At 75.0% G+C, this 23,129-nt stretch carries 27 protein-coding genes; 16 read left to right on the top strand and 11 right to left on the bottom strand.

What is annotated here, in order from left to right; translation table 11 throughout:
- Nucleotides 1-3 precede the first annotated feature (3 nt).
- From paaB to Ae150APs1_RS33405, 7 genes are all read left to right on the top strand, one after another.
- Nucleotides 4-357, top strand: a complete 354-nt coding sequence (paaB, locus tag Ae150APs1_RS08440) for a 1,2-phenylacetyl-CoA epoxidase subunit PaaB (RefSeq protein WP_029239144.1) — start codon at nucleotides 4-6, stop codon at nucleotides 355-357.
- Nucleotides 354-1,265 (top strand): 1,2-phenylacetyl-CoA epoxidase subunit PaaC, encoded by a 912-nt coding sequence (paaC, locus tag Ae150APs1_RS08445; RefSeq protein ID WP_075296803.1) that lies wholly within the window; start codon nucleotides 354-356, stop codon nucleotides 1,263-1,265. The genes paaB and paaC overlap by 4 nt, the downstream gene beginning before the upstream one ends.
- A complete protein-coding gene (gene paaD / locus Ae150APs1_RS08450) occupies nucleotides 1,259-1,765 on the top strand; it encodes a 1,2-phenylacetyl-CoA epoxidase subunit PaaD (RefSeq protein ID WP_075296805.1) in 507 nt (168 codons plus the stop codon). Before paaC ends, paaD begins: the two co-directional genes overlap by 7 nt.
- Nucleotides 1,766-1,768: 3 nt before the next feature.
- Nucleotides 1,769-2,965: a 1,2-phenylacetyl-CoA epoxidase subunit PaaE gene (gene paaE, locus Ae150APs1_RS08455; RefSeq protein ID WP_139316839.1), complete on the top strand. Its 1,197-nt coding sequence runs from the start codon at nucleotides 1,769-1,771 to the stop codon at nucleotides 2,963-2,965.
- Between the two features lie 18 nt (nucleotides 2,966-2,983).
- Nucleotides 2,984-3,361 carry a PH domain-containing protein gene (locus Ae150APs1_RS08460; RefSeq protein ID WP_075296807.1) on the top strand — a complete coding sequence of 126 codons (378 nt, stop codon included), beginning with the start codon at nucleotides 2,984-2,986 and terminating at the stop codon, nucleotides 3,359-3,361.
- Nucleotides 3,362-3,394: 33 nt separating this feature from the next.
- Nucleotides 3,395-4,015: a phosphoribosylanthranilate isomerase gene (locus Ae150APs1_RS08465; protein ID WP_075296809.1), complete on the top strand. Its 621-nt coding sequence runs from the start codon at nucleotides 3,395-3,397 to the stop codon at nucleotides 4,013-4,015.
- Between the two features lie 290 nt (nucleotides 4,016-4,305).
- Nucleotides 4,306-5,061 (top strand): hypothetical protein, encoded by a 756-nt coding sequence (locus Ae150APs1_RS33405; RefSeq protein ID WP_249266268.1) that lies wholly within the window; start codon nucleotides 4,306-4,308, stop codon nucleotides 5,059-5,061.
- On the opposite strand, the gene Ae150APs1_RS08475 is transcribed toward Ae150APs1_RS33405, so the two are convergent.
- Both Ae150APs1_RS08475 and Ae150APs1_RS08480 read right to left on the bottom strand, forming a co-directional pair.
- The gene (locus tag Ae150APs1_RS08475) at nucleotides 5,054-5,725 is read right to left on the bottom strand and encodes an HAD-IA family hydrolase (protein ID WP_075296811.1); all 672 of its coding nucleotides are present in this window, start codon (nucleotides 5,723-5,725) and stop codon (nucleotides 5,054-5,056) included. The two genes, Ae150APs1_RS33405 and Ae150APs1_RS08475, sit on opposite strands and share 8 nt — an antisense overlap.
- On the bottom strand, nucleotides 5,722-6,735 hold the full coding sequence (locus Ae150APs1_RS08480) for a zinc-binding dehydrogenase (protein ID WP_075296813.1): 1,014 nt from the start codon (nucleotides 6,733-6,735) through the stop codon (nucleotides 5,722-5,724). Before Ae150APs1_RS08480 ends, Ae150APs1_RS08475 begins: the two co-directional genes overlap by 4 nt.
- A gap of 92 nt (nucleotides 6,736-6,827) precedes the next feature.
- Here Ae150APs1_RS08480 and Ae150APs1_RS08485 point away from each other — a divergent pair, with 92 nt between their 5' ends.
- Complete coding sequence (locus Ae150APs1_RS08485) at nucleotides 6,828-7,391, top strand: TetR/AcrR family transcriptional regulator (RefSeq protein ID WP_075296815.1); 564 nt, start codon at nucleotides 6,828-6,830, stop codon at nucleotides 7,389-7,391.
- An 18-nt stretch (nucleotides 7,392-7,409) separates the two neighbouring features.
- Here the strand turns inward: Ae150APs1_RS08485 and Ae150APs1_RS08490 are convergent, their stop codons facing one another.
- Nucleotides 7,410-8,033, bottom strand: a complete 624-nt coding sequence (locus Ae150APs1_RS08490; protein WP_075296817.1) for a DUF305 domain-containing protein — start codon at nucleotides 8,031-8,033, stop codon at nucleotides 7,410-7,412.
- Between the two features lie 65 nt (nucleotides 8,034-8,098).
- Entirely contained in the window at nucleotides 8,099-8,551 is a 453-nt protein-coding gene (locus Ae150APs1_RS08495) for a DUF6153 family protein (protein ID WP_139316840.1), read from the bottom strand.
- Nucleotides 8,552-8,633: 82 nt separating this feature from the next.
- Here Ae150APs1_RS08495 and Ae150APs1_RS08500 point away from each other — a divergent pair, with 82 nt between their 5' ends.
- From Ae150APs1_RS08500 to Ae150APs1_RS08510, 3 genes are all read left to right on the top strand, one after another.
- Nucleotides 8,634-8,915 (top strand): metal-sensitive transcriptional regulator, encoded by a 282-nt coding sequence (locus tag Ae150APs1_RS08500; protein WP_010230496.1) that lies wholly within the window; start codon nucleotides 8,634-8,636, stop codon nucleotides 8,913-8,915.
- A gap of 55 nt (nucleotides 8,916-8,970) precedes the next feature.
- Nucleotides 8,971-9,180 carry a heavy-metal-associated domain-containing protein gene (locus Ae150APs1_RS08505; protein WP_010230494.1) on the top strand — a complete coding sequence of 70 codons (210 nt, stop codon included), beginning with the start codon at nucleotides 8,971-8,973 and terminating at the stop codon, nucleotides 9,178-9,180.
- Nucleotides 9,181-9,395: 215 nt separating this feature from the next.
- Nucleotides 9,396-11,591 carry a heavy metal translocating P-type ATPase gene (locus tag Ae150APs1_RS08510; protein WP_139317097.1) on the top strand — a complete coding sequence of 732 codons (2,196 nt, stop codon included), beginning with the start codon at nucleotides 9,396-9,398 and terminating at the stop codon, nucleotides 11,589-11,591.
- A gap of 9 nt (nucleotides 11,592-11,600) precedes the next feature.
- Here the strand turns inward: Ae150APs1_RS08510 and Ae150APs1_RS08515 are convergent, their stop codons facing one another.
- On the bottom strand, nucleotides 11,601-12,365 hold the full coding sequence (locus tag Ae150APs1_RS08515) for a GAF and ANTAR domain-containing protein (RefSeq protein WP_170918062.1): 765 nt from the start codon (nucleotides 12,363-12,365) through the stop codon (nucleotides 11,601-11,603).
- A gap of 173 nt (nucleotides 12,366-12,538) precedes the next feature.
- The gene (locus Ae150APs1_RS08520) at nucleotides 12,539-13,681 is read right to left on the bottom strand and encodes an FUSC family protein (RefSeq protein WP_139316841.1); all 1,143 of its coding nucleotides are present in this window, start codon (nucleotides 13,679-13,681) and stop codon (nucleotides 12,539-12,541) included.
- 328 nt (nucleotides 13,682-14,009) lie between these two features.
- Here Ae150APs1_RS08520 and Ae150APs1_RS08525 point away from each other — a divergent pair, with 328 nt between their 5' ends.
- Both Ae150APs1_RS08525 and Ae150APs1_RS08530 read left to right on the top strand, forming a co-directional pair.
- Nucleotides 14,010-14,825, top strand: a complete 816-nt coding sequence (locus Ae150APs1_RS08525; protein WP_010230482.1) for a sigma-70 family RNA polymerase sigma factor — start codon at nucleotides 14,010-14,012, stop codon at nucleotides 14,823-14,825.
- Between the two features lie 57 nt (nucleotides 14,826-14,882).
- The gene (locus Ae150APs1_RS08530) at nucleotides 14,883-15,362 is read left to right on the top strand and encodes a hypothetical protein (protein WP_075296823.1); all 480 of its coding nucleotides are present in this window, start codon (nucleotides 14,883-14,885) and stop codon (nucleotides 15,360-15,362) included.
- A gap of 30 nt (nucleotides 15,363-15,392) precedes the next feature.
- Here Ae150APs1_RS08530 and Ae150APs1_RS08535 read toward each other — a convergent pair whose 3' ends face one another.
- On the bottom strand, nucleotides 15,393-16,160 hold the full coding sequence (locus tag Ae150APs1_RS08535) for a methyltransferase domain-containing protein (RefSeq protein ID WP_083680001.1): 768 nt from the start codon (nucleotides 16,158-16,160) through the stop codon (nucleotides 15,393-15,395).
- Between the two features lie 9 nt (nucleotides 16,161-16,169).
- Complete coding sequence (locus tag Ae150APs1_RS08540) at nucleotides 16,170-17,183, bottom strand: methylenetetrahydrofolate reductase (RefSeq protein WP_249266269.1); 1,014 nt, start codon at nucleotides 17,181-17,183, stop codon at nucleotides 16,170-16,172.
- Between the two features lie 84 nt (nucleotides 17,184-17,267).
- Here Ae150APs1_RS08540 and Ae150APs1_RS08545 point away from each other — a divergent pair, with 84 nt between their 5' ends.
- Nucleotides 17,268-18,374, top strand: coding sequence for a hypothetical protein (locus Ae150APs1_RS08545; protein ID WP_075296825.1), 1,107 nt, complete (start codon nucleotides 17,268-17,270; stop codon nucleotides 18,372-18,374).
- Between the two features lie 51 nt (nucleotides 18,375-18,425).
- Here the strand turns inward: Ae150APs1_RS08545 and Ae150APs1_RS08550 are convergent, their stop codons facing one another.
- Nucleotides 18,426-18,815 carry a DUF2267 domain-containing protein gene (locus Ae150APs1_RS08550; RefSeq protein ID WP_010224975.1) on the bottom strand — a complete coding sequence of 130 codons (390 nt, stop codon included), beginning with the start codon at nucleotides 18,813-18,815 and terminating at the stop codon, nucleotides 18,426-18,428.
- A gap of 137 nt (nucleotides 18,816-18,952) precedes the next feature.
- Here Ae150APs1_RS08550 and Ae150APs1_RS08555 point away from each other — a divergent pair, with 137 nt between their 5' ends.
- The gene (locus tag Ae150APs1_RS08555; RefSeq protein ID WP_075296826.1) at nucleotides 18,953-19,531 is read left to right on the top strand and encodes a TIGR03086 family metal-binding protein; all 579 of its coding nucleotides are present in this window, start codon (nucleotides 18,953-18,955) and stop codon (nucleotides 19,529-19,531) included.
- Between the two features lie 10 nt (nucleotides 19,532-19,541).
- On the opposite strand, the gene Ae150APs1_RS08560 is transcribed toward Ae150APs1_RS08555, so the two are convergent.
- Nucleotides 19,542-20,426 (bottom strand): tagatose-bisphosphate aldolase, encoded by an 885-nt coding sequence (locus tag Ae150APs1_RS08560; protein ID WP_010224973.1) that lies wholly within the window; start codon nucleotides 20,424-20,426, stop codon nucleotides 19,542-19,544.
- 25 nt (nucleotides 20,427-20,451) lie between these two features.
- Nucleotides 20,452-21,807, bottom strand: coding sequence for an FGGY family carbohydrate kinase (locus Ae150APs1_RS08565; RefSeq protein WP_075296827.1), 1,356 nt, complete (start codon nucleotides 21,805-21,807; stop codon nucleotides 20,452-20,454).
- Between the two features lie 89 nt (nucleotides 21,808-21,896).
- Here Ae150APs1_RS08565 and Ae150APs1_RS30355 point away from each other — a divergent pair, with 89 nt between their 5' ends.
- On the top strand, nucleotides 21,897-23,129 hold the full coding sequence (locus Ae150APs1_RS30355; protein ID WP_249266270.1) for an HAD-IA family hydrolase: 1,233 nt from the start codon (nucleotides 21,897-21,899) through the stop codon (nucleotides 23,127-23,129).

Here is a 23,129-nt window from a genome sequence, read left to right on the forward strand (position 1 = left end):
GAGGTGACCGCGGAGGGCGGGCACGGCGCCGTCCCCACCACCGGGGTCGAGACGGGTGCCGGGGTGGCGCCGTCGCGGCGGGCCTGGCCGCTCTACGAGGTGTTCGTGCGCGGCAAGCGCGGCCTCAACCACGTCCACGTCGGTTCCCTGCACGCCGCCGACGACGAGATGGCGCTGCACAACGCGCGCGACGTCTACACGCGTCGCAACGAGGGCGTCAGCATCTGGGTGGTGCGCGCCGACGCGATCGCCGCGTCCAGCCCGGACGAGAAGGACCCGTTCTTCGCGCCGAGTGCCGACAAGGTCTACCGGCACCCGACGTTCTACGCGATCCCGGAGGAGGTGCCGCACCTGTGAGCGGGACCGCGCACGAGGAGAACGTCTACGACGCGCTGACGGAGTCCGACGACCCGCGCTGGGCGTTCGGCTCCGGGTTCGAGGACGCCGAGGCCGACATCGTCGCCCCGGTGCCCGGGGGCACCGATCCCGCCGACCTGGCCGCGTACTGCCTGATGCTCGGCGACGACGCACTGATCTACAGCCACCGGCTCACCGAGTGGGTCTCGAACGCCCCCGAGCTCGAGGAGGAGGTCGCGCTCGCCAACACCGCGCTCGACCTGCTCGGCCAGGCCCGGGTGCTGCTGTCCCGCGCCGGGCACGTCGAGGGCCTCGCCGAGGGCGGCACCGGCCGCGACGAGGACGCGCTCGCCCACGGGCGCGAGGTGCACGAGTTCCGCAACGTCGCGCTGGCCGAGCCCTCCGACGACCTCGACTTCGCCCGCGCGATCGCCCGGCTGCTGGTCTTCTCCACCTGGCGCCTGGCCCTGCTGCACCGCCTGCAGGGCTCGGCCGACCCGGTCGTCGCCGCCGTCGCCGCGAAGGGCGTCAAAGAGGTCACCTACCACCGCGACCACGCCGCCCGCTGGACGCTGCGCCTGGGTGACGGCACCGCCGAGTCGCACCGGCGGATGCAGGACGCGCTGGTGTGGGTCTGGCCGTTCCTGGGCGAGCTGTTCCGCACGTCCGACGTCGAACGGCGGCTGGTCGCCGCGGGCGTCGCCGTCGACCCGGCGGACACCCACGACGAGGTCCACGCGGTCCTCGACGAGGTGATCGCCCGGGCGACGCTGACCCGCCCCGACGTGCCCGGGATCGGCACCATCGCCGGCCGCGGCGGCCGCCAGGGCGTGCACACCGAGAAGCTGGAACAGGCACTCGTCGTCATGCAGAGCCTGGCCCGCAGGCACCCGGGGGCGACGTGGTGACCGCACCCGCGCTGGGCGCCCGCGACGTCGTCGCCGACGTCGTCGACCCCGAGATGCCGATGCTCACCCTCGACGACCTCGGCGTGATCCGGTCGGTGGACGAGAACCGCGACGGCGTCACGGTGACGATCACCCCGACCTACTCGGGCTGCCCGGCGATCGAGGAGATGCGCGCCGACATCGCCCGCGCGCTCGACGGCGCCGGGTACCGGGTCGCCGGCGTCCGGACCGTGCTGTCCCCGCCGTGGAGCACCGACTGGATCAGCGAGACCGGCAGGCGCAAGCTCGCCGAGGCCGGCGTCGCACCGCCCGGCCGGGCCACGCCGCACGCACCGGGGCCGGTCCCCCTGACGCTGGACCCGCCGTCGGCCGTCGTGCGCTGCCCGCAGTGCGGATCGCCGGCCACCGAGGAGTTCTCCCGTTTCGGCCCGACCGCGTGCACCGCACTGCGCCGGTGCACCGCCTGCCGGGAGCCGTTCGCGCACATGAAGGAGCTCTAGACGATGAGCGAGCAGCGCCGCACCGCCGCCTGGCAGGCACGGGCGAACCGGGCGTCCGGCCGCACCACGCTCGCCCTCGACGACGAGATCGAGGCGCTGCTGGCCGGTACCGGCGAGCCCGGTGCGGACGCGCTCCCTGCCGGGTTCCACCGGCTCGTCGTGTCCGATGTGGACCGCCTGTGCGACGACGCCGTCTCCGTCACCTTCGACGTGCCCGGCGACCTGCGCGCGCACTACGCCTTCCGGCCCGGCCAGTACCTCACCCTGCGCCGCCGCACCGACGACGGCGAGGAGCGCCGCTCGTACTCGATCTGCTCCCCCGCGGGCTCCGCGCCGCGGGTCGGCGTGCGCCGGGTCGACGGCGGGCTGTTCTCCGAGTGGCTGGTCGACCGGGTCGAGCCCGGCGACGTCGTCGAGGTCGGCCCGCCCGGCGGCTCCTTCACCCCCGACCTGGACGCCGGCACCCACCACGGGCTGATCGCCGCCGGTTCGGGCATCACGCCGGTGCTGTCGATCGCCGCGTCGCTGCTGGCCGCGCACCCCGACACCCGGGTCACGCTGCTCTACGGCAACCGCCGGACCGACACGGTCATGTTCACCGAGGAGATCGCCGACCTCAAGAACGCCCACGGCCCGCGGCTGCACCTGCTGCACGTGCTGTCCCGCGAACCCACCGAGGCCGAGATCGTCAACGGCCGCCTCGACGCGGGACGGATCCGGACGCTGCTCACCGCGCTCGTCGACACCGCCGACGTCGACGAGTGGTGGCTGTGCGGACCGCTCGGCATGACCGAGGACGCCGTCGCGGTCCTGGGTGAGCTCGGCACCGAGCGCCGGCGGGTGCACCGCGAGCTGTTCTACGTCGACGAGCCGCCGCCCGAGGTGCACCGCGCCGAGGACGACGCGGCAGCCGGGGACGGGACCGGCAGCGAGGTCACCGTCGTCCTCAACGGACGGTCGACCACACTGGCGCTGCCGCGCGGCGAGACCGTGCTGGGCGCGGCCCAGAAGGTGCGGGGCGACCTGCCCTTCGCCTGCAAGGGCGGGGTCTGCGGCACGTGCCGGGCGAAGGTCACCGACGGCGAGGTCGACATGCGACGCAACTTCGCCCTGGAGGACGACGAGGTCGCGGCCGGGTTCGTCCTGACGTGCCAGAGCCGGCCGGTGTCCGGACGGGCCACGATCGACTACGACGTCTGAGCCCGCGAGAATGGCGCCATGGGATTCCTCGACGGTGTCATGGGCAACGCGTCCCGGGTCGATCCGCAGGCGGCGGCGCACGAGTTCGGGCGGCTGCTCGCCCAGGGTGAGCAGATCCACGCCGCGTACCAGCTGCTGCGGGACTCGTTCCTCTTCACCGACCGGCGGCTGATCATGGTCGACAAGCAGGGCATGACCGGTCGCAAGGTCGAGTACCACTCGATCCCCTACCGGGCGATCACGCACTTCTCCGTGGAGACGGCGGGGACGTTCGACCTGGACGCGGAGCTGAAGATCTGGCTGTCCGGGAGCCCGGCGCCGATCCAGAAGCAGTTCGGCAAGGGCGTCGACGTCTACGAGGTGCAGGCGCTGCTGAGCAGCTTCCTCGCGCGCTGAGGAGCACGACCGGGGACCACGTAGGGTCGTGCCGTGTTCGTGAAGGTGTGCGGCCTGCGTACCGTCGAGGACGTCCGGGTCGCGGTCGGGGCCGGGGCCGACGCGATCGGGTTCGTGCTGCACCCGCCGAGCCCGCGCTACGTCGATCCCGGGACCGCGCGCGACCTCGTCGGCCAGGTGCCGCCGGGGGTGCTGTCGGTGGTCGTCGTGGCCGACCACACCGCCGCCGACGCCGCCCGGGTCACCCGGGAGATCGGCGCCGACGTGCTCCAGCTGCACGGCCGCTACACCGCCGGGGACTTCGCCGTCGCCGCCGCGGAGCCGGTCCGGCTCTGGCGGGCGACCTCCCTCGATCAGCGTCCCGACCTGCAGGTCGGCGCCTTCGGCGAGGAGGTCCTGCTGCTGGACTCGCCGGTCGCCGGTTCCGGCGAGACCTGGGCGGCCGAGGCGATGGAGCACCGTCCGGACGGGCCGTGGCTGCTCGCGGGCGGTCTCGACCCGGACAACGTCGGCGACGCCGTCCGGCGGGTCCGGCCCTGGGGCGTCGACGTCTCCAGCGGCGTCGAGGCGACCCGCGGGGTGAAGGACCACGCCCGGATCGCGGCGTTCGTCGCCGCGGCACGGGCCGCGGACCGGCCCGCCGGCCGGGTCTGAGCTGCGCCGACGCCCGGTCGGCCGCAGGACACTGAGCCGTCCGGCCGAGCCGCTCCCCGTTCACAGCGCGGCGGCGCCCGGTCACCGCCGGTCGCTCTCAGGGAGGCCACCCGCCCCGGAACCGAGCATACCGTCGGTCTCGGAACGGTAACGACGTCGATCCCCAGCGGCGTCACGCGCCCCGCTCCCCCATCCGGGCGCGACCGCTTCCGACGAGGAAGGACGAACCAGCTGTGCCGAGGCATACCCCCGGCGGCACGGCACGCGTCCGGCGCTCCCCGAGCCGGCCCGTGCCGTCCCGCACCGTCGTGACCCGCGACGTCCACCGACCCGTCCGCCGCCGACCGGTGGGCGCGGTCGGGATGCTCACCTCCGCGCTCGCCGGTGGCGGCCTCGTCGCCGGGCACGTCGCGACCGGCGGGCTCGCCCCGCAGACCGAGGACCTGGCGCTGCAGTCGTTCAGCCTCCCCTCCGCCGAGGCGGCACAGGCCGATCCCGCCGCACCAGCCGCGTCGGCCGGCGCGGCCCGGGCCCTCGCCGAGCCGCCGCCCCCGGTGGACGTCGACGAGATCGTCGGCGCCGCGACCGGCGCGGTCGACGACGCCGTCGCGGCCCGCGAGGAGCAGCGCCGGGCCGCGGAGGCCGCCGCGGCGGCCGAGCCCGACGAGCCGGAGCCGTCGTCCGGCGGTGGCGGTACCGGGCCGAGCACCTGCGCGGCCGGCACCGAGGGCATGGAGGGCGTCGCCGGCAACGTCGCCGACGCCGGCGAGACGCTGCGCTGCATGTTCGGCGTCGACACCGTGCTCGGCATCGGCAGCCGCGGTGGCACGTCCGACCACCCGAGCGGCAAGGCGCTCGACTTCATGGTCGACCGCGCCACCGGCGACCGGCTGGCCGAGTACGCGCTGGCCAACCGCGACGAGCTCGGCATCACCTACGTGATCTGGCGTCAGCGCATCGACACCGGCAGCGGCTGGGAGATGCAGGAGGACCGGGGCGGCGACACCGCCAACCACATGGACCACGTGCACATCTCCTTCAGCTGAGCTCCCTGAGCTCCCCCAGCTCGGTCAGGTCGCCGACGTGCAGGTCCGGCGCGACCGCCGAGGGCGGCGCGGGCGTGGCGCCGGTACCGGCCCGCCCGCGCCGCCGTTCCACCCAGCACGTCCTGATGCCGAGCCGCTGCGCGGTGCCGACGTCGTGGTAACGGCTCTGCGCGACGTGCAGCAGCTCGCCGCGGGAGATCCCGGCGAGATCGAGACGGCCCAGCATCCAGGCGAACATCTGCGGGTCCGGCTTGTTGACGCCCACGTCGGAGACGGTCACGACGTCGTCGAACGGGTCGCCGAGCGTCCGCGCCATCGCCAGGGTCCCGGCCCGGGCGGCGTTGGTCAGCGCGACCAGCCGGAACCGGTGACCGAGCCGGGCGAGCATCCCGGCGGCGTCCGGGAAGGCCGGCCACCCCGGCAACGACGCCCGCAGCGCCGCCGGGTCGGGCAGCCCCAGTCGCTCCGAGATCGGGTCCAGCATCTGCGTGAACGGCATCTCCGGTGTGCGGTGCTGCTGCACGTCCTCGGCGGCGGCGAACTCCGCCAGGACCTGCTCGTCCGGTGCGGTCACGCCCTGCCGCCGTACGCAGTCGAGGATGCCGGTCTCGAAGTCGATCAGCGTGCCGACGACGTCGAAGCTCAGCGCCCGCACCCGCGTCACGGCTCCACCACCAGCTTCCCCACGAAGCCCTTGCCGGCGAACCGCTCCTGGGCGGCGGCCAGGTCGGCGAGCGGGAACCGGGCGGCGACCGGCAGCCGCAGGGCCCCGCGCCCGGCGAGCTCGACGACCTCGGCGAAGTCGTCGTGGGTGCCGAACGACGACCCGACCAGCGTGAGCTGGCGCAGGTAGACGGTCCGCAGGTCCGCCTCGACGAGCGGACCGGCGATCGCGCCCGCGACCACGTAGCGGCCGAGCGGGGCGAGCGCGCCGAGCAGCGCCGGGAACGACGGCCCGGCGACGACGTCGGCGACCACGTCCACCTCACCGGCCTCGGCGACGGCGTCGCGGTCGAGCACGACGTCGGCGCCCATCGCGCGGACCGCCTCGTGCTTGGCCGCACCGGCGACGGCGACCACCCGGGCGCCGCGGTCCTTCGCGATCTGCACCAGCGCCGCGCCGACACCGCCGGACGCCCCGGTGACCAGCACCGACTCCCCGGCCCGCAGGCCGGCCCGGCCGAGCATCCGCATCGCGGTCGTCGCCGCCGTCGGCAGCGCCGCGAGCTCGGCGGGCGACAGCGCACCGCCGACCGGGTGCGCGTTCCCCGCCGGCACGGTGACCAGCTCGACGAACCCGCCGTCGCGCTCGCTGCCCAGGTAGTCGGTCGTGACCAGGGCGCGCTCGCCGCCGTCGTAGATCATGGGGTCGACCAGCACCCGCTCCCCGATCCGGCTCGTGGGCACCCCGTCGCCGACGGCGTCGATCTCACCGGTGACGTCGGCACCCTGGATGCGCGGGAACGCGAACGCCGAGCGCCGCCACCCGGTCCGCGCGCCGGGGTCGTCGCCGGTGCCGTAGGCGCCCTCGCGCGTCCAGACGTCGGTGTTGTTCAGCGCCGCCGCGCGCACCCGGATCCGCACCTCGCCCGGTGCGGGCACCGGGTCCGGCACGTCGTCGCGGTACTCCAGCGCGTCCGGGCCGCCGTGGCGGGTCAGCAGGACCGCCCTCATGTCTCCTCCTCAGGTAAACCGATCGGTATACCCACGAAGGAGAACAGCGCGACCCGTGTCATGTAAACCCACCGGTCGGTATAGTCGGCGTCGTGCCGGACACCCTCATCCCCACCACCGACGCCGGACGCCGGCTGCTCGGCGCCGCGTCCGAGCTCTTCTACCGCCGGGGCATCACCGCGGTCGGCGTCGCCGGGATCGCCGAGGCGGCAGGCGTCACCAAGAAGACGCTCTACGACTGCTACGGCTCGAAGTCCACGCTGGTCGCGGCCTACCTGGCGCACCGGCACCGCACGTGGTGGGAGCACCTGCAGCGCCGGATCGAGGCGGCACCGGCCCCGCGGGTGCTCGCCGTGTTCGAGGCCTACCGCGAGCACCCGGCCCTGGACAGCGACGTGGGCTGCGCGTTCCAGCGCGGGGCCGCGGAGCTCGACGAGGGCCACCCGGGCCGGGCCGTCATCACCGAGCACAAGACGGCGGTGCGCGCCGAGATCGCGCGGCTGCTCGCCGAGGACGTCCCGGGCGACACCACGGAGCTCGCCGACCTGCTGGCCCTGCTGCTGGAGGGCGCGGCCTTCCAGCGCGGGCTCGACGGCACCCCCGACGCGCTCGACCGGGCGGCCGCGCACGCACGAGCACTGCTCGCCGCACGCTGACCGCCCGGCCGGGCGGGATCAGGCCCGGTCGAGCATGCCGCGCATCGCGTCGATCTCGGACCGCTGGGCGTCGACGATCCGCTGCGCCAGCTCACGTGCCTGCGGGTTCTCCCCGTCGGCGAGCTCCGCACCTGCCATGGCGACCGCTCCCTCGTGGTGGACGATCATCAGCTCGAGGAAGCGGCGGTCGAACGCGGGCCCGGTGGCCCGTTCCAGCTCCGCCATGTCGTCGGCGGTCATCATCCCGGACATGTCACCGTGCCCGCCATGGGCGCCGTGCTCCATGGCCGCGCCTGCGGACTCCGGTGCCCCCCAGGCCGCGAGGAACCCGCGCAGCTGCTCGATCTCCGGGCCCTGCGCCGCCTCGATCGCGACGGCCAGGCGGCGCACCCCGTCGCCGGACGCCCGTCCCTCGGCCAGGCGCGCCATCTCCACGGCCTGCCGGTGGTGCGGGATCATCCCCTGCGCGAAGGCGATGTCGGCGTCGCCGTGCCGGGCGTCGGCGCCGGGGGCGGCGGTCGCCGCCGGAGGCGCGGCCGCCGGGGCAGCGGGTTCCGCCGCGGTCCCGCCGGAACAGCCGGCGAGGACGAGGGCAGCGGTGATCGTCGCGGCGGCGAGCGCCGCCGCGTGGGTGGTCGTCATGTGGACTCCCGTGTCGGAACGGTGTGATCGGCCGGACTCCGGCGCTCTCCCGCGCCGGGGGCCGATCAGGTCCGCGACACGCAGAGCAGGGCCAGCCGCCGCCCGACCGGGGGCGGCCGTCCGGCCGCGGGGCCGGGAACGTCGCGTCGCGACGTCGTGACCGTCGCCGGGAGCGGGACACGGCCGAGGAACAGCAGGGCCGCGAGCAGCGCGACGCCGACGGCGGCGAGCACGGCGAGGCACAGATGGAGGAGGTGCGCGGCGGCGCCGTGGTCCCCGTGACCGCCGTGGTCCCCGTGCGCGGGTGCCCCGGTCACCGCGGGCGGCAGGACGCCCGGCGCACCGTCGGCCCCATCGGCGGCGACAGGCCCCGGGACGGGCGCGGCCGGTGCGGCCATCGCGGGCGGCCCCGCGGGCGCGGCGGCCGCGGGCAGCACGAGGGCGTGCATGCCCACCAGCCCGAGCAGGACCGGCAGCACGACGAACACCAGCCGTCGTCCGGGACCTCCGCTCGTCATACCGCGCAGGTTACCCACCCCACATCGTTTGATGCCCCTACCCCCTAGGGGTATCGTCGGATCCGGACCGAGGAGGTGCGCGATGCACGGCTACGCCGACAACAAGGACGCCCACGTCAACCGGATGCGCCGGATCGAGGGCCAGGTCCGCGGCATCAGCAGGATGATCGAGTCGGACAAGTACTGCATCGACGTCCTGACCCAGGTCGCCGCGGTCAACAAGGCACTCGAGGCGGTCGCGCTCGGTCTGCTCGACGAGCACCTCAAGCACTGTGTCGCCGACGCCGCCGCCGAGGGCGGCCCCGTCGCCGAGCAGAAGCTCGAGGAGGCCAGCGCCGCCATCGCCCGTCTCGTCCGGTCCTAGCTCCCCCACCCACCCTGCCCGCACCCCGCGGACACCACGAGGAGGTACGCACGCCATGAGCACCGCCACCTACACCGTCACCGGCATGACCTGCGAGCACTGCGTCGCCTCGGTCACCGAGGAGGTCGGCGAGATCTCCGGGGTGACCGGCGTCGACGTGGACCTGTCCACCGGCGCCGTCAGCGTCACCAGCGACGGCCCCGTCTCCGACGACGCCGTCCGCGCCGCCGTGTCGGAGGCCGGGTACGAGGTCACCGGCTCCTGATCCCGCAGGCGGGCCGTCCCGCGGCCCGTCCGTCCCCCACCCACGCACCCGGCAGGGGTCGCCGCGCACGCGGCCCACCCCGGCAGGGTCCGATCGAAGGGTCCAGCCATGACAACCCTCGTCCCCGAGGGAGACCTCCGGTGACCACCACCGCCCCGCGGTCCGGTCGTGACCGGAGCGACGACGTCCAGGAGATCGAACTCGCCATCGGCGGGATGACCTGTGCGTCCTGCGCCAACCGGGTCGAGCGCAAGCTCAACAAGCTCGACGGCGTCACCGCCAGCGTCAACTACGCCACCGAGAAGGCCAGGGTCACCGCACCCGACGGCGTCGCCGCCGCGACGCTGATCGAGACCGTCGAGTCCGCCGGCTACACCACGACCCCGCCCGCCCCGGCGTCCGAGGAAGACGACGACGGCGACGCCGCGGCCCTGCTGCTGCGCGACCGGCTGGTCATCGCCGCCGTCCTCGCGGTGCCCGTGGTCGTGCTGTCGATGGTCCCGGCCTGGCAGTTCGTGAACTGGCAGTGGGCGGCGTTCGTGCTGACCGTCCCGATCTGGTCGTGGTCCGGGGCGCCGTTCCACAAGGCCGCCTGGACCAACCTGCGGCACGGCGCGGCCACGATGGACACCCTCATCTCGATGGGGACGACCGCGGCGCTGGCCTGGTCGGTGTACGCGCTGTTCTGGGGCACCGCGGGCATCCCCGGCCTGGTGCACCCCTTCGAGCTGTCGATCTCGGCATCGCACGGTGCGAGCGACATCTACCTCGAGGTCGTCGCGGGCGTCATCACGTTCGTGCTGGCCGGGCGCTGGTTCGAGCTGCGCTCCAAGCGCCGGGCCGGTGCCGCGCTGCGGGCGCTGCTGGAGCTGGGGGCCAAGGAGGTCACCGTCCTGCGCGGGGGTGTCGAGCACCGGATCCCGGTGGGCGACCTCGCGGTCGGCGACCGGTTCGTCGTCCACCCCGGGGAGAAGGTCGCCACCGACGGCGAGGTCGTCGAGGGCCGGTCCGCGGTGGACGCGTCGATGCTGACCGGCGAGTCCGTCCCGGTGGAGGTCCGCACGGGCGACACCGTCGTCGGGGCGACCGTCAACTCCGGTGGCCGGCTGGTCGTGCGGGCGACCCGGATCGGCTCCGACACGCAGCTCGCGCAGATGGCGCGGCTGGTCGAGGAGGCGCAGTCCGGCAAGGCCGCGGTGCAGCGACTCGCCGACCGGATCTCCGGTGTGTTCGTGCCGATCGTGATCGTCGTGGCGCTCGTGACGCTGGGCTTCTGGCTGGGCAGCGGCGCCGGGGTGTCGGCGGCCTTCACCGCCGCCGTCGCCGTCCTGATCATCGCCTGCCCGTGCGCGCTCGGCCTCGCGACGCCGACGGCGCTGCTGGTCGGCACCGGTCGCGGCGCGCAGATGGGCATCCTGATCAAGGGCCCGGAGGTGCTGGAGTCGACCCGCACGGTCGACACCGTCGTCCTGGACAAGACCGGCACCGTCACCACGGGCCGGATGACGCTGGTCGCCGTGCACACCGCCGACGGTGTCGACGAGGACGAGGTGCTGCGCCTGGCCGGTGCGCTGGAGCGGGCCTCCCAGCACCCGATCGCCGCCGTGACCGCTGGGACGGCCGAGCGGGTCGGCGAGCTGCCCGCCGTCGAGGACTTCACCGACCACGAGGGCCTCGGGGTGCAGGGCGTCGTCGAATCCCGTGCCGTGTTGGTCGGCAGGCCGCGGCTGCTCGAGGAGTGGTCGGTCCCGCTGACCGGCACGCTCGCCGCCGCGGGGGCCGACGAGGCCGCCCGCGGCCGCACCGCGGTCGTGGTGGCGTGGGACGGCGAGGCCCGGGCGGTGCTCGTCGTCGCGGACTCGGTGAAGGAGACCTCGGCCGAGGCGATCGCCGAGTTCGTCCGGCTCGGGTTGCGCCCGGTCCTGCTGACCGGTGACAACCGGGCAGTCGCCGAGTCGGTCGCCGCCGAGGTCGGCATCGGGACCGGACCGGACAGTGTGATCGCCGACGTGATGCCGGCCGACAAGCTGGCCGTGATCGAGCGGCTGCAGCGCGAGGGCCGGGTCGTGGCCATGGTCGGCGACGGCGTCAACGACGCCGCGGCGCTCGCGAAGGCCGATCTCGGCCTGGCCATGGGCACCGGTACCGACGTGGCGATCGAGGCGTCCGACATCACCCTGGTGCGGGGCGACCTGCGGGCGGCGGCGGACGCCGTGCGGCTGTCCCGCCGGACCCTGCGGACGATCCGGGGGAACCTGTTCTGGGCGTTCGCCTACAACACCGCGGCCATCCCGCTGGCCGCGTTCGGGCTGCTGAACCCGATGATCGCCGGCGCCGCGATGGCGTTCAGCTCGGTGTGCGTGGTGTCGAACAGCCTGCGGCTGCGCAGTTTCCGCGGGCACGCCGTCTGATCGGGCGGCTCACCCGGCGTCGCGCTCCTCCGGCTCGCGGGAGAGGTGCTCGGCGATCGAGCGCAGCTTGACGTTGAGGTGCTGCGACGCACGGGTGAGCCGTTCGAAGGCGGTGTCCGAGGAGATCGAGTACCGCTCCTTGAGGATGCCGATGGCCTCACCGATCACCTGCCGGCTGCGGACCGCCTCCTGCAGGCCGGACCGGGTGCGGGCGGCGTCGATCGCGACGGCGGCGTGCGCGGCGAGCACGACGATGCGGTCCTGGTCGCTCTCGTCGAAGGCGTCGACGACCGGCCCGAACACGTTGAGTGCCCCGATCGTGCGCGAGTCGATGAACAAGCGGCAGGACACCATCGACCGGACGCCGCGGCGGGCCGCCTCCGGGCCGTACCGCGGCCAGCGCGGGTCCCCGGCCAGGTCCGGGACGGAGAAGTTGCGGTCGTCACGGATCGCCTGCAGGCACGGGCCCTCATCCATCTCGTGCTGCAGCTCGTCGAGCTGCTCAGCCGTGCGGTCGCTGGCGGCGGGGGTCGTGACCCGTCCCTTGGAGGTCAGCGACACCGCGGCGTGGCTGCACCCTTCCACGATCTTGGTGCACGCCTCGAGCACGCGGTCACACGCGTCGGAGGCGTCCTCCGCGAGGTAGAGGTACCGGGACACCTCGGCCATCACCGATGCGAGGGTCTCCGGCGCGGCGGCGGCATCGGCGTCGGCGCGCGTCTCACCGAAGGCCCCCTGCTCGAGGGTCTGGATCCAGGAACGCTCGTCGGTCACGCGCTGCCGTTCCGCTCGTCGATGTCGTCGTCCAGGGTAGGGGGCGGCCCCGCCGGCTGCAGAGCTGAACCGACAGGACCTGAGCCGGCGACGCGCCCGGGCCCGACGGCGGCATGAGAGGGAGGTACCCGCACACGCGGGTCCCACACGCATCCGGCGCAATCGTCCGGGGATCAGCCCGCCGCCGGGTGCAGATCCGGGGACCGGTCGGACGGCCCGGCCTGCACGTGGTCCAGGCAGCGGCGCAGGTGCAGCACGATCCCGGACGCGGCGAGGCTGTCCTCCCAGCCGGCCGCCGCCCCGTCGAGCCGCTCCGTCACCCGGTCCAGCGAGTCGCGCGCGGCGGCCAGGTTCCTGGTGTGGGTGTCGCCGTCCGGCGACTCCGGGCCGCGGGCGAGGTGGAGGAGGTCGGCCGACCCGACCGCCGCCGCGAGACCGGACATGGCGTCGGCGACCGGGCGGCGCAGATCCGGGTCCAGTACCAGGACGGTGCGTTCGGCCCACGCCGTCTGGGCGAGGACGGTGCTGATGTCCCGTACCAGGACGGCGAGCTGCTCCAGGGTCTGTGCGGCCTCGTAGAGCTGCTGGCCGCGGATCCGGTACGAGCGTGCACGCAGGTTCGCGCGCCGCCCGGAGTCGGCGGCCGCGACGGCCTCCCGGGTCGCGTCGATCAGCGGCTCGAAGTCGTGCCGGTGCCGGATCCACTCCTCCCGCTCGGGCGGCCAGTGTTCGGCCAGCACGGCCGCCATCTCGTGCAGGTGGTCGGCGATCCCGTCGCGGAGCCGGGTCACCCGGCGGGAGGCACGCCCGTTCTGCGGGGGCGGCGGCAACACCACGGTGACCAGGATCCCGACGGCGACGCCGAGCAGCGTCTGCCCGAGGTACCCGGCCATGAAGCCGGTGGGGTCCACGGCCCCGACGAGGATCGTGAACAGGGCGGCGAGCGGGACGGTGTCACGCTGCGGTGCGAGGTACGGCAGCGCGCCGAGCGCCATGCCGAGGACGACGGCGAGCGCGACACCCCACCACGTGGCACCGGCGGCGTGCACCGCCGCCGCGCCGAGGCCGACCCCGACGGCGGTGGCGGTGAGCGCGCGCAGGCTCTGCCGCAGCGAGTCGACGACGGTCGGGTAGCAGACGAGCAGGGCACCCATCGGGGCGTAGTAGGGGTAGTCGCCGACGACGCCGGGGACCAGCGTCGCGAGGTACCAGGCGGCGGCGGTCGCGGCGCCGGCGCGCCAGGCCAGGCGCATGCGGTGGCGCAGGTCGTCGGGGAACGACCCGGCCGTGGACAGGAGGGAACGCGATCTCGACAAGGCTCCGTCGCGGTCGTGCGTGTCTCAGGGACGGGCCGTGGTCTCGACCGCAGAGGGGGCCACCGGGGCCGGTCGCGGGAACGCGGAACCGGCCGGCGCACCGGACCCGGTGCGCAGCAGCCGCCGGGACCGTACCCACCATGACGGGGAGCCACACACCCGGCACCGGACGAGCTGCGGGCCCGATCCGGGCGGGCGCGAACAGAGCAGTGCGGCGGGTGGTCTTGTGGGGACCAGGTGATGTTCGTACCGTCGGCACGTCCGATGTCGAGACGACAGCCGTTCAATCACGCAGCGGAGTCGACGCCCCGAAGAACCGGGAGTCCCCGTGCGTACCACCGCATCCCACTCGTCCGAGTCGCGCCCCGGCACCACCGGTGCCCGCCGCGACGGCCCGAACGCCTACGACGACGTCGAGCCCGACCTCCGGCGCCTCGCCGGCATGGATCCCGCCGATCCCGCCCGCGGCCCGCTGCGGGACCGGGTCATCTGCGCCTTCCTCCCGCTGGCACGCAACCTGTCGCGTCGCTACGTCACCGGCGTGCACTCGGCCGACGACGTCGAGCAGGCCGCGACGCTCGGCCTGATCAAGGCGGTCGACCGCTACGACCCGGACGTCGCCACCGGCGGGCCGCTCGGGTACCTGGTGCCCTGCGTCCGCGGCGAGCTCATGCGCTACCTCCGCGACCACAGCTGGGCCCTGCGCGTCCCCCGCGACCTCAAGGAGCGCAGCGTCGGCCTCAACCGGGCCGCCGTGACACTGACCCAGAGGCTGGGCCGTGCCCCGCGCCCCAGCGAGCTCGCGTCCGAACTGGACGTCGACACCTCCGAGGTCGTCGAGGCGCTCGGCGCGATGGAGTCCTACAACGCGGTCTCGCTCGACGAGCCGGGACCCGACGGCGAGACGACGCTCGGGGAACGCCTCGGCGAGGACGACGGCGCCCTGGAGGGCGCACCGGTCCGGACCGAGCTCCGGGAACGGATCGGCGAGCTCCCGGAACGGGAGCGCCGGATCCTGCTGCTGCGGTTCTACGGCAACCGCACCCAGTCCGAGATCGCCGAGGACATCGGTGTGTCGCAGATGCACGTCTCGCGGTTGCTGACCCGCACCGTGGCCACCCTGCGGCACGACCTCGACGGCTGATCCGGCGTCCGGCGCCGTGTCGGGTTTGGACCGCCCGGCAACGGTGATACGTCGCCGGTGACCGATCCCGAACACCTCCACTCCCGGACGGGTGCCGGAACCGGGACCGTCCCGGGGCCCTCCGGGATCCTCGGCCGGGTCCCCGACCCCGCCGGGGCACCCACTCCCTTCCCCGCCGCCGCGGCCCTGGCCGGCGCCGTCGCCGCGGGCGACCTCGACCTCCCGCTGCCCGGCTCCGGGGCGACCGCGGAGCGCTGGGCACGCCTAGACGTCGTCGACTGCACATCCTGGCGGTTCGCCGGGGCGGTGACGCTCCTCCCCGCCGGCCCTGCGAGGTTCTCCGTCCTGATCGTCGGACGACCGCAGCGCGGAGACGAGTTGGCCTTCGCGCGCGTCACGGATCTCGCCGAGATCGGGATCGAGTCCGGTGAGTACGACCCCGGTTCGGTGACCGGCAGACGGAATGCCGCCATGGCGGCGTCGGGGATCGACGACGCTGCGGTCGCGGAGTACCGGAGGCTGTCCACGCATCGCTGACTCCCGCTCGTCACCGGGGCCGCGAGGTGCTCAGCGGGCCGTGGCGTGCACCAGCACCCCGGTCACGGTGCCCTCGGAGATCAACCGGCCGATCCGGTCCGCCTGCTCCTCCGCCGCGCGGAACCGCGGATCGTCGCCGTGGTCGCGGGTCAGCACCTCGTCGACCCGGCCGATCCGGTCGTGCCAGCTCCTCGGGGCGTCGGCGAACCCGGTGAGCGGGGCCTCCTCGACGACCGTGAACCCGGCCTCGTCGAGCAGGTCCCGGGTCCCGGCGACGGTCGGGAAGAGGTTGCCCTCCGGCGCCCCCGCGGGCCGCGGCTCGTCGGCGGTGTACACCAGCAGGCCCAGCCCACCGCCGGGGCGCAGGATCCGGTGCAGCTCGCCGAGCAGGACGTCCTTCTCCCGCACCGTGCACAGCACCCCGAGGCACCAGCAGGCCGGGACCGATCCGGTCGCCAGCGGTATCCGGTGCCCGTCCCCGACGACGGCGGGCAGCCCGAACATCGACGCCGCGGCCCGGCAGGCCCCCGGCATCGGGTCGACGACGACCGGGTCGGCACCGAAGTACTCGCGGGCGTAGGCGGCGGGCCCGCCGGTGCCGCCGCCGACGGCGGCGAGCCGGGTGCCGCGGCCCACCCCGCACGCCGCGACCAGCCGGTCCAGACCGTCGGGGCTGGCGCTGCCCCGGCACGCCGCCGGGATCGCGTGGTCGTCGCCGAGCTCGGCGACCGCCACGCGGGTCCACTCCGCCACGGTGTCGAACTCAAGTTCCATCCGCTCGGGGACGAGGTCGGCCATGGCGTCCGCCTACCCGCGGGTCCCGGCCCTACTCCGGATCCGGTGCCCGATCTCGGCCTTGATCGCGGCGGCGGTGTCGTCGTCGCCAGAGGAACCGCGGCCGGACAGGTTGACCCCGGCGACGCCGTCGACGGCCAGCAGCGCCACGGCCTCGTCGACGGCCGCCTCGATGCCCGCCTCGACCGGGTCGGACGCGGTCAGCACCCGCTCGACCGCGGCCGGGTCGATCTCCAGACCGGGGAACGCCTCCAGCCGCCGCGCGCCCGGCTCGTCGGTGAACACCGCGACCCCGGCGACCACCGGCAGCGTCGCGCCGTGGCCGCGGGCGGCGGTGACGAACTCCGCGACCCGCCCCGGTGACGCCGCGTGGTTCAGGACGACCGCCCCCGCGCCGGCCCGCTGCTTCTCGGCCAGCCGCGCCGGACGCAGCCCGGTCGGCGGGGCGTCCGGCGCCTCGGGGACGACGGCGGGCAGCCCGGCCGCGGCGGCGAGCGACGCCAGCCGGGTGCCGTCGAGGTCGAACACCTGGGAGACGTCCGGCCGCACGCTCGGGCCGCGGGCGTCGCCGGTCACGCAGAACACGGCCTCCGCTCCGGCGGCGGCCAGCCCGGCGACGTCCTGTTCGAGCACGACGCGGTTGCGGTCCCGGCAGGTCAGCGTCACCCACGGGTGTCCGCCCGCCTCCCGGGCGAGCACGGCCAGCATCGTCGGCGGGAAGTCCGGCTCGTCGTGGTGCTGGCCGATCAGCAGGGCGTCGCACGAGCCGGCGATCGTCCGCACGATCCGGCCGAGTGCGGCGGGATCGTACGGCGGCGACGTCAGATCGGTGAGCACGACGGGCCCCTCGTGCCCGAACGCCGCCGGTGCCGCCGACCGGCCGGGCGGCCCGGTCCACGGGACGGCGGCACCGCCGGTGAAGGGGCACGGCACCGTCCCGAGCTCGCAGGTCAGGTCCGCGCGGACGCCCCCGCACGGTCCGAACTCCATCCGCTTCGGGCAGGGATCGAGTCGTACATCACGCACGCGACCGTCCTCCCCCGTCTGCCTCATTCCAAACCTCTTCCCTGCGCGTGCGTACGGCGCGTACGCGATCTACCGTGCCCCGCCGTGACCGATACGTCCCGTGCCACCGTCCTCACACTCGTCGCCGATCCCGGGCTGCCCGCCGAGCTCGACCGGCACGGGGACGGCCGGTGGGAGGTCCGGCTGTCCGGCGAGCAGATCGCGCTCGATGCGCAGGGGTCCCTGCCGATGCTGGAGATCGGGGGGCGCGCCCGCGAGAACGACGCGGCGGACGCGGTGGTGCTGATCACCGACCTGCCGCGCCGGGCCGGGCAGGACCCCGTCGCCGCCGACGCCGGCACCGGCGACCGGGTGGGCCTGGTCTCGCTGCCCGCGCTCGGGGCGCTCGACCAGTACCGGCGCTGCCGGGACACGGTCGTCCGGCTCGTCACCCGGCACCTGTTCCCCGCCGAGGACCGGGCCGCGGTCGGCGAGAGCGCGCAGGCCGGGAGCGCGGGCTCGCTCACCCGACTCGACCCCGGCGACGGGAACGAGGACGACGCCGGCAGCGCGGGCGTCGAGGACGGCGTCGACGTCCGCCTGGGTCTGGTCGGTGTGCGGGGCCGGCTGCGGCTGCTCGCCGGGCTGGTCCGCGCGAACCGCCCGTGGCGGCTCGTGCCGAGCCTGTCCCCCGCGATCGCGGCGGCCGCGGGCGGGGCGGCATTCGGCATCTTCTACTCGAACATCTGGCAGCTGGCGACCGCGCTCGGCGTGACCCGGCAGATCACCGTCATGCTGCTCGCGCTCGTCGGGATGACCGCCTGGCTGATCCTGAACAACGGGCTCTGGGAGTCGCGGCGCAGCCGGTCGCTGCGCGAGGAGATGCTGCTGTCCAATGCCTCGACGGTGATCACCGTCGGGGTCGGGGTCCTGATCATGTTCGCGCTGCTGTTCGCGATGTCGTTGGTGGCCGCGGCGCTGGTCGTCCCGCCCGACTACCTCGGTTCGACGCTCATGCGCGAGTCCGGGTTCGACGACTACCTCATGATCGCCCTGCTCTCGACCTCGATGGGTACCGTCGCCGGCGCGCTCGGATCCGGCTTCGCCGACGAGTCTGCGGTCCGGCAGGCCGCGTACAGCCGTCGTGAGCAGGAGCGGCGGGCGCGGCTGGACCGGGAGGAGGAGCGCCAGGAGGGCGGGCGTCAGGGCTGAGCCGCGGCTGCTGTGCAGGCGGGAGCCGCCCGCACACCAGCCGAGTGGTCGTCAGCGGTGCCGCACCAGGTCGGTCTGCAGCAGGTCGGCGTACTCGCCGGGCAGCTGGGCGGCGAGGTGGGCGTACTCCTCGTCGGTCACCGCGACGGCGATCGTCGCCAGCGTCGCGCGGGCGTGGCGCCGGGCGTCGGCCCGCGGGACGCCCTCGTCGTCGGCCACCCGGTCGTAGAACCCGTCGACGTCGAACCGCTCGCCCCCGCCCGTCGCGGGCAGGGCCTCCCCCAGGTCACCGGGGAGCTGGGAGGCGAGGTTGCCGGGCATCCCGCCCGCGAGGCGGCTGCCGAGCACCCGCAGGGTCGACCGGACCGCGCGGTCGGCGGCGGACTGGTCGGGCAGCTCGCCGCTGTCGCGGACGGTGCTGATGAACGTGTCGTACTGCATGTCCGTCGCGTACCCGGCACGCCGGTCCCGACACGTGCGGATCGTCGTCGACCGATGAGCCGGGCCCGTCGCCACGGTCGGAACCTACGACGGCGCGGCGGCCGCGCCGCGCGGCCGCACCAGGGAGGGCGACGAACATGGGCGACGTGACTGCCGACCGGGCCCCCGCCGACGAGTACCGCGAGATCGCGGGCCGGTTCACCGAGGTCGTCGAGGGCGTGCCCGGCGACGACGCCTGGGACCGGCGCTCGCCGGTGCCCGAGTGGACCGCCCGCGACGTCGTCGGTCACCTCGTGGAGTGGTTCCCTGCGTTCCTCGCGGGCGGAGCCGGCGTGACGCTGCCCGCGGGGCCCGGCGTCGACGAGGACCCGGTCGCCGCCTGGCGCACCCTGAGCGACGGCGTCCAGGCCCTGCTCGACGACCCGGCGTCGGCCGGCCGGACGCTGAGCAATCCGCACATCGGCGAGCTCGACGTCCCCACCGCCGTCTCCCGCTTCTTCACCGCCGACGTCTTCCTGCACACCTGGGACCTCGCCCGCGCCACCGGCCAGGACGCGACGCTCGATCCCGGACGGTGCGCGACGATGCTGGAGGGGATGCTACCGCTCGACGACCTGCTGCGCGCGAGCGGCCAGTTCGGCCCGCGGGTGGCGGTCCCGGACGACGCCGACGTGCAGACCCGGCTGCTCGCCTTCATCGGGCGGGACCCGCGCTGACCCGCGGCCGTCAGGCGTCGACGACCGACTCCAGCTCCCGCAGCCGCGGCAGGGCGCGCCCGGTCAGGTGCTGCTCCCGCACCTCCGCGGAGATCGACAGGCTGTCCTTCCACAGCGACCGGCCCGCCATCGCCCCGGCCGCGCCGTTGTCGACGGCGACCTTCACCTGGCCGATGAAGGTCTCGTGGTCGACGCCGGCCGACAGCACCGCCCACGGCACGCCCGCGGCTGCCTCCGTCACCGCGGCGGCCGCCTCGGCCGAACCCGGGTACTGCAGCTTCAGCACCTTCGCCCCGCAGCCGACGGCCAGCTTCGCCCCGTCGGCGACCAGCGCCGGGAACGCGGCGGCGTAGTCCGCGTCGGACTCGCCGTCGAGCTGGTAGGTGAGCAGCTCGACGATCAGGAGCACGCCCTCGTCGGCGCAGTCGCGCACGCAGTCGCGGATCTGTGCGGCGACCGTCGAGTCCGGGCCCTGGCGGTCCGGGCGGGTGTAGAAGAGCATCTTGGCGACGTCGCCACCCAGGTCACGGACCCGGCGCGCGGTCACGCCCGGCACGAACCGGGTGTGGCGCAGGCCGTCGACGGTCTCGTAGCCGGAGGCGTCCATCCCGACGACGAGTGCGGTGTCGCGCGCCAGCGTGCCGTCGTCGACGACGCCCGGCAGCGCCACCTCCGGGTCCAGCAGGATCGCCGGCGCGGAGTTGGCCAGGTGGCGGACCAGGTCGGACTTCGCCGCGGCGAGCTCCTCGGCGCTGATCGCGTCGGCGCCGTCCGGCGCGTCCGTCATGGCCTTGCGCATGCCGTTGCGCTGGTCGGCGGCGACGATCAGCATCCGCCCGCCGGGGGTGGAGATCGCGGTCAGGCCGCGGCGCTCGGGGGTGGTGAGTGCGTTCATCGGTTCCTCCTGGTGTGGTGCCTGGTCAGCGGGCCGGCGCGGGGTCGCCGGCAGGCGTCAGCCGGGCGGCGACGAGTGCCGCGCCGTACGCGGTCTCCTGCGCCCGGCCGGAGACGGTCACGCCGGGCAGCACCTGCGCGCGGGCCCGCCGGACGCTGTCCATCCCAGCCCATCCGCCGGTGAGCGTGGCCGACGTCGCGGGCGGGAGCTCCCGGTCGATCGCGGTGACGAGGCGGGCGATCTCGTCGTTGCTGTGCCGCAGCACGGCGGCGACGACCTCGGCGGGGCTCACGCCGTCGGTGCGCACCGTGATCGCGAGCTCCCCGTCGTCGTTGCGGGCGCCGGAGACCTCGATGCCGCCGTCGGGCAGGGCGCCCTCGTAGGGCAGGTCCAGCACGGCGGCGTCCAGCCGGTCCCGTCCGGCGCGGTCGCCGACGCCGAAGGTCTGCAGCGCGCGGCGCAGCAGCAGGCCGGTCTTCACCCCGGCGACGAGCACGTGCTTCCCGGGGACGACGTGCCGGACCTCGTTGATCAGGTACTCGGCCAGCCGGGCCCGTGCCGCGTAGCCGAGCGGGGCGTCCACCACCCGCAGCAGGACCTCGGCGGTGCCGATGGACACGTGGTAGTGACCGTCGCCGATCGTCCCCGCGGCCTCGGCCGCCACCAGGTGGTCGTGCCCGCCGACGGCGATCCGGGCGCCGGCGAAGGGCGCCGGGAACCGCTCGGAGACCGCGCCGAGATCGGTCCCGGCGGGTTCGAGCGGCGGTAGGAACGCGGGCGTCACGCCGAGCTCGTCGAGCATCGCGTTCCACGGCAGGCCGGTGTCCTGGTCGAGCAGCCCGGTGCGGGAGGCCAGCGAGTACTCCGCCGTCGGGCGGCCGCCGAGCACGGTGGCGACGAACTCGGGGAGGTTGAGCCAGCACCGGCCGTCGAGCCGGATCCCGCTGTCGCGCAGGTACGCGAGCTTGGCCACCGAGGTCTGCGCGCCGAGCGGCAGCCCGGTCCGGCCCGCGAACTCGGACCGGATCCGCTCCGGGAGGTTCGCCACCTGCTCCGCACCGCGCGGGTCGAACCAGGCGAAGGCCGGGGCGACGGCGTCGCCGTCCCCGTCGAGCAGGACACCGCTCTCCCCCATCCCCGCGACGGCGATCGCCCCGACCGTCCGGTCGGTGACGGTGGCGAGCCGCCCGGCCGCGGCGCCGACCAGCCGGTGCACCGCGGAGACGAGGGTCGGAACCGGGAGGTCCGCGGTCCCGCCCGGACCGGGCCGCCACGGCGTCGGGATCTCCTCGACCAGGACCTCCGTGCCGTCCTCGTCGAGAACGAGCAGCTTGATCCCGGTGATCCCCAGGTCGATCCCCGCCACGAGCCGGTCGTCCATGGGACCGGACCCCCTCCCGCACCTCGCCGATGACTCCGGTGTCATGTCTTGCTATGACACCGGTGACTTGTACCGATATCGTCGGCAGCATGACGTCGCGTTGTCAACCCGGCCGGTCCACGGTGATCGCGGTCTCGGGAGCCGCCGGGAGCGGCAAGTCGACCCTCGGCCGCACCCTCGCCACGACCCTGCGGGCCCCGCTGCTCGACCTCGACACGCTCACGAACCCGCTGCTCGACGGTCTGCACGGCCCGGTGCTGACCGAGCACTGGCTCACCGGGGAGCACCGGTCCACGATCCGCGACGCGCGCTACGCCGCCCTCCGCGCGACGGCCGCCGAGGTCGCGGGCACGGCCGGGACCGTCGTGCTGGTCGCGCCCTTCACGGCCGAGCTCACCGGCGGGCCGGAGTGGGAGGCGCTCGCCGCTGCCGTCGCCCCCGCCGAGCTGCGGATGGTCCACCTGCGCGGGGACGCGGAGCTGTTCGCCCGGCGCCGGTCCGCTCGGGCCGAGCCGCGCGACGCGCACCGACCGGCCGATGCCGCGCCGACCGGCACCGGCCCGGCACCGCCCGCCGCGCCACACCTGGCCGTCGACGCCGAGCTGTCCCCCGCCCAGCAGGAGCTGCGCGTGCTGCGCGCGCTCGGGGTGCGGACCGCCCTCGATCCGGACGCACCGGTGTTCGCCCGGACGTTCGACGCCGTCCTGTCCGACCTGGACGGCGTGCTGGCCGACTCCACGGCGTCGGTCGTCCGCTCCTGGGACCGGTTCGCCCGGGAGCTGGGCGCCCCGCCCGCCGCCGTGCACGGCAACCACGGGCGGCCGGCCCGGATGCTGGTGGAGGCACTCGTCGGCCCGGACGGCGTGGAGGAGGGCCTGCGCCGGATCGAGGCGATCGAGGTCGCCGACGCGACCGGCGTCGAGCCGGTCCCGGGTGCACGCGAGCTGATGGCGTCACTGCCCGGCGACCGGGTCGCGGTCGTCACCTCCGGCACCCCCGCCATCGCCGGGGCCCGCCTGCACGCGGCCGGGATCACGCCGCCGGACGTGCTCGTCACCGCCGACGACGTGCGGCACGGCAAGCCGGACCCGGAGCCCTACCTGCTGGCCGCCCGCCGGCTCGGGGCCGACCCCGCCCGGTGCCTGGTACTGGAGGACGCCCCGGCCGGCGTCGCGGCGGCCCGTGCCGCGGGCTGCGCGGTCGTGGGCGTGCTGGGCACCGTCGGTGCCGGGGAGCTCGCGGAGGCCGATCTCGTCGTCGACGGACTGGACCGGCTCCGGGTGTCCGCGGGCGCGGACGGGCTGTCGGTCACCCCGGCCTAG

Origin of the sequence: Pseudonocardia sp. Ae150A_Ps1, from assembly GCF_001932315.1 — a bacterium.
Lineage (GTDB): Bacteria > Actinomycetota > Actinomycetes > Mycobacteriales > Pseudonocardiaceae > Pseudonocardia.

Coding starts and splice junctions, on each gene's coding strand:
- paaE (WP_139316839.1), top strand. CDS start 1,769: ATGAGCGAGCAGCGCCGCACCGCCGCCTGGCAGGCACGGGCGAACCGG.
- Ae150APs1_RS08460 (WP_075296807.1), top strand. CDS start 2,984: ATGGGATTCCTCGACGGTGTCATGGGCAACGCGTCCCGGGTCGATCCG.
- Ae150APs1_RS08480 (WP_075296813.1), bottom strand. CDS start 6,735: ATGAGGGCGGTCCTGCTGACCCGCCACGGCGGCCCGGACGCGCTGGAG.
- Ae150APs1_RS08490 (WP_075296817.1), bottom strand. CDS start 8,033: ATGACGACCACCCACGCGGCGGCGCTCGCCGCCGCGACGATCACCGCT.
- Ae150APs1_RS08495 (WP_139316840.1), bottom strand. CDS start 8,551: ATGACGAGCGGAGGTCCCGGACGACGGCTGGTGTTCGTCGTGCTGCCG.
- Ae150APs1_RS08500 (WP_010230496.1), top strand. CDS start 8,634: ATGCACGGCTACGCCGACAACAAGGACGCCCACGTCAACCGGATGCGC.
- Ae150APs1_RS08505 (WP_010230494.1), top strand. CDS start 8,971: ATGAGCACCGCCACCTACACCGTCACCGGCATGACCTGCGAGCACTGC.
- Ae150APs1_RS08510 (WP_139317097.1), top strand. CDS start 9,396: ATGACCTGTGCGTCCTGCGCCAACCGGGTCGAGCGCAAGCTCAACAAG.
- Ae150APs1_RS08535 (WP_083680001.1), bottom strand. CDS start 16,160: ATGGCCGACCTCGTCCCCGAGCGGATGGAACTTGAGTTCGACACCGTG.
- Ae150APs1_RS08550 (WP_010224975.1), bottom strand. CDS start 18,815: ATGCAGTACGACACGTTCATCAGCACCGTCCGCGACAGCGGCGAGCTG.
- Ae150APs1_RS08555 (WP_075296826.1), top strand. CDS start 18,953: ATGGGCGACGTGACTGCCGACCGGGCCCCCGCCGACGAGTACCGCGAG.
- Ae150APs1_RS08560 (WP_010224973.1), bottom strand. CDS start 20,426: ATGAACGCACTCACCACCCCCGAGCGCCGCGGCCTGACCGCGATCTCC.
- Ae150APs1_RS08565 (WP_075296827.1), bottom strand. CDS start 21,807: ATGGACGACCGGCTCGTGGCGGGGATCGACCTGGGGATCACCGGGATC.
- Ae150APs1_RS30355 (WP_249266270.1), top strand. CDS start 21,897: ATGACGTCGCGTTGTCAACCCGGCCGGTCCACGGTGATCGCGGTCTCG.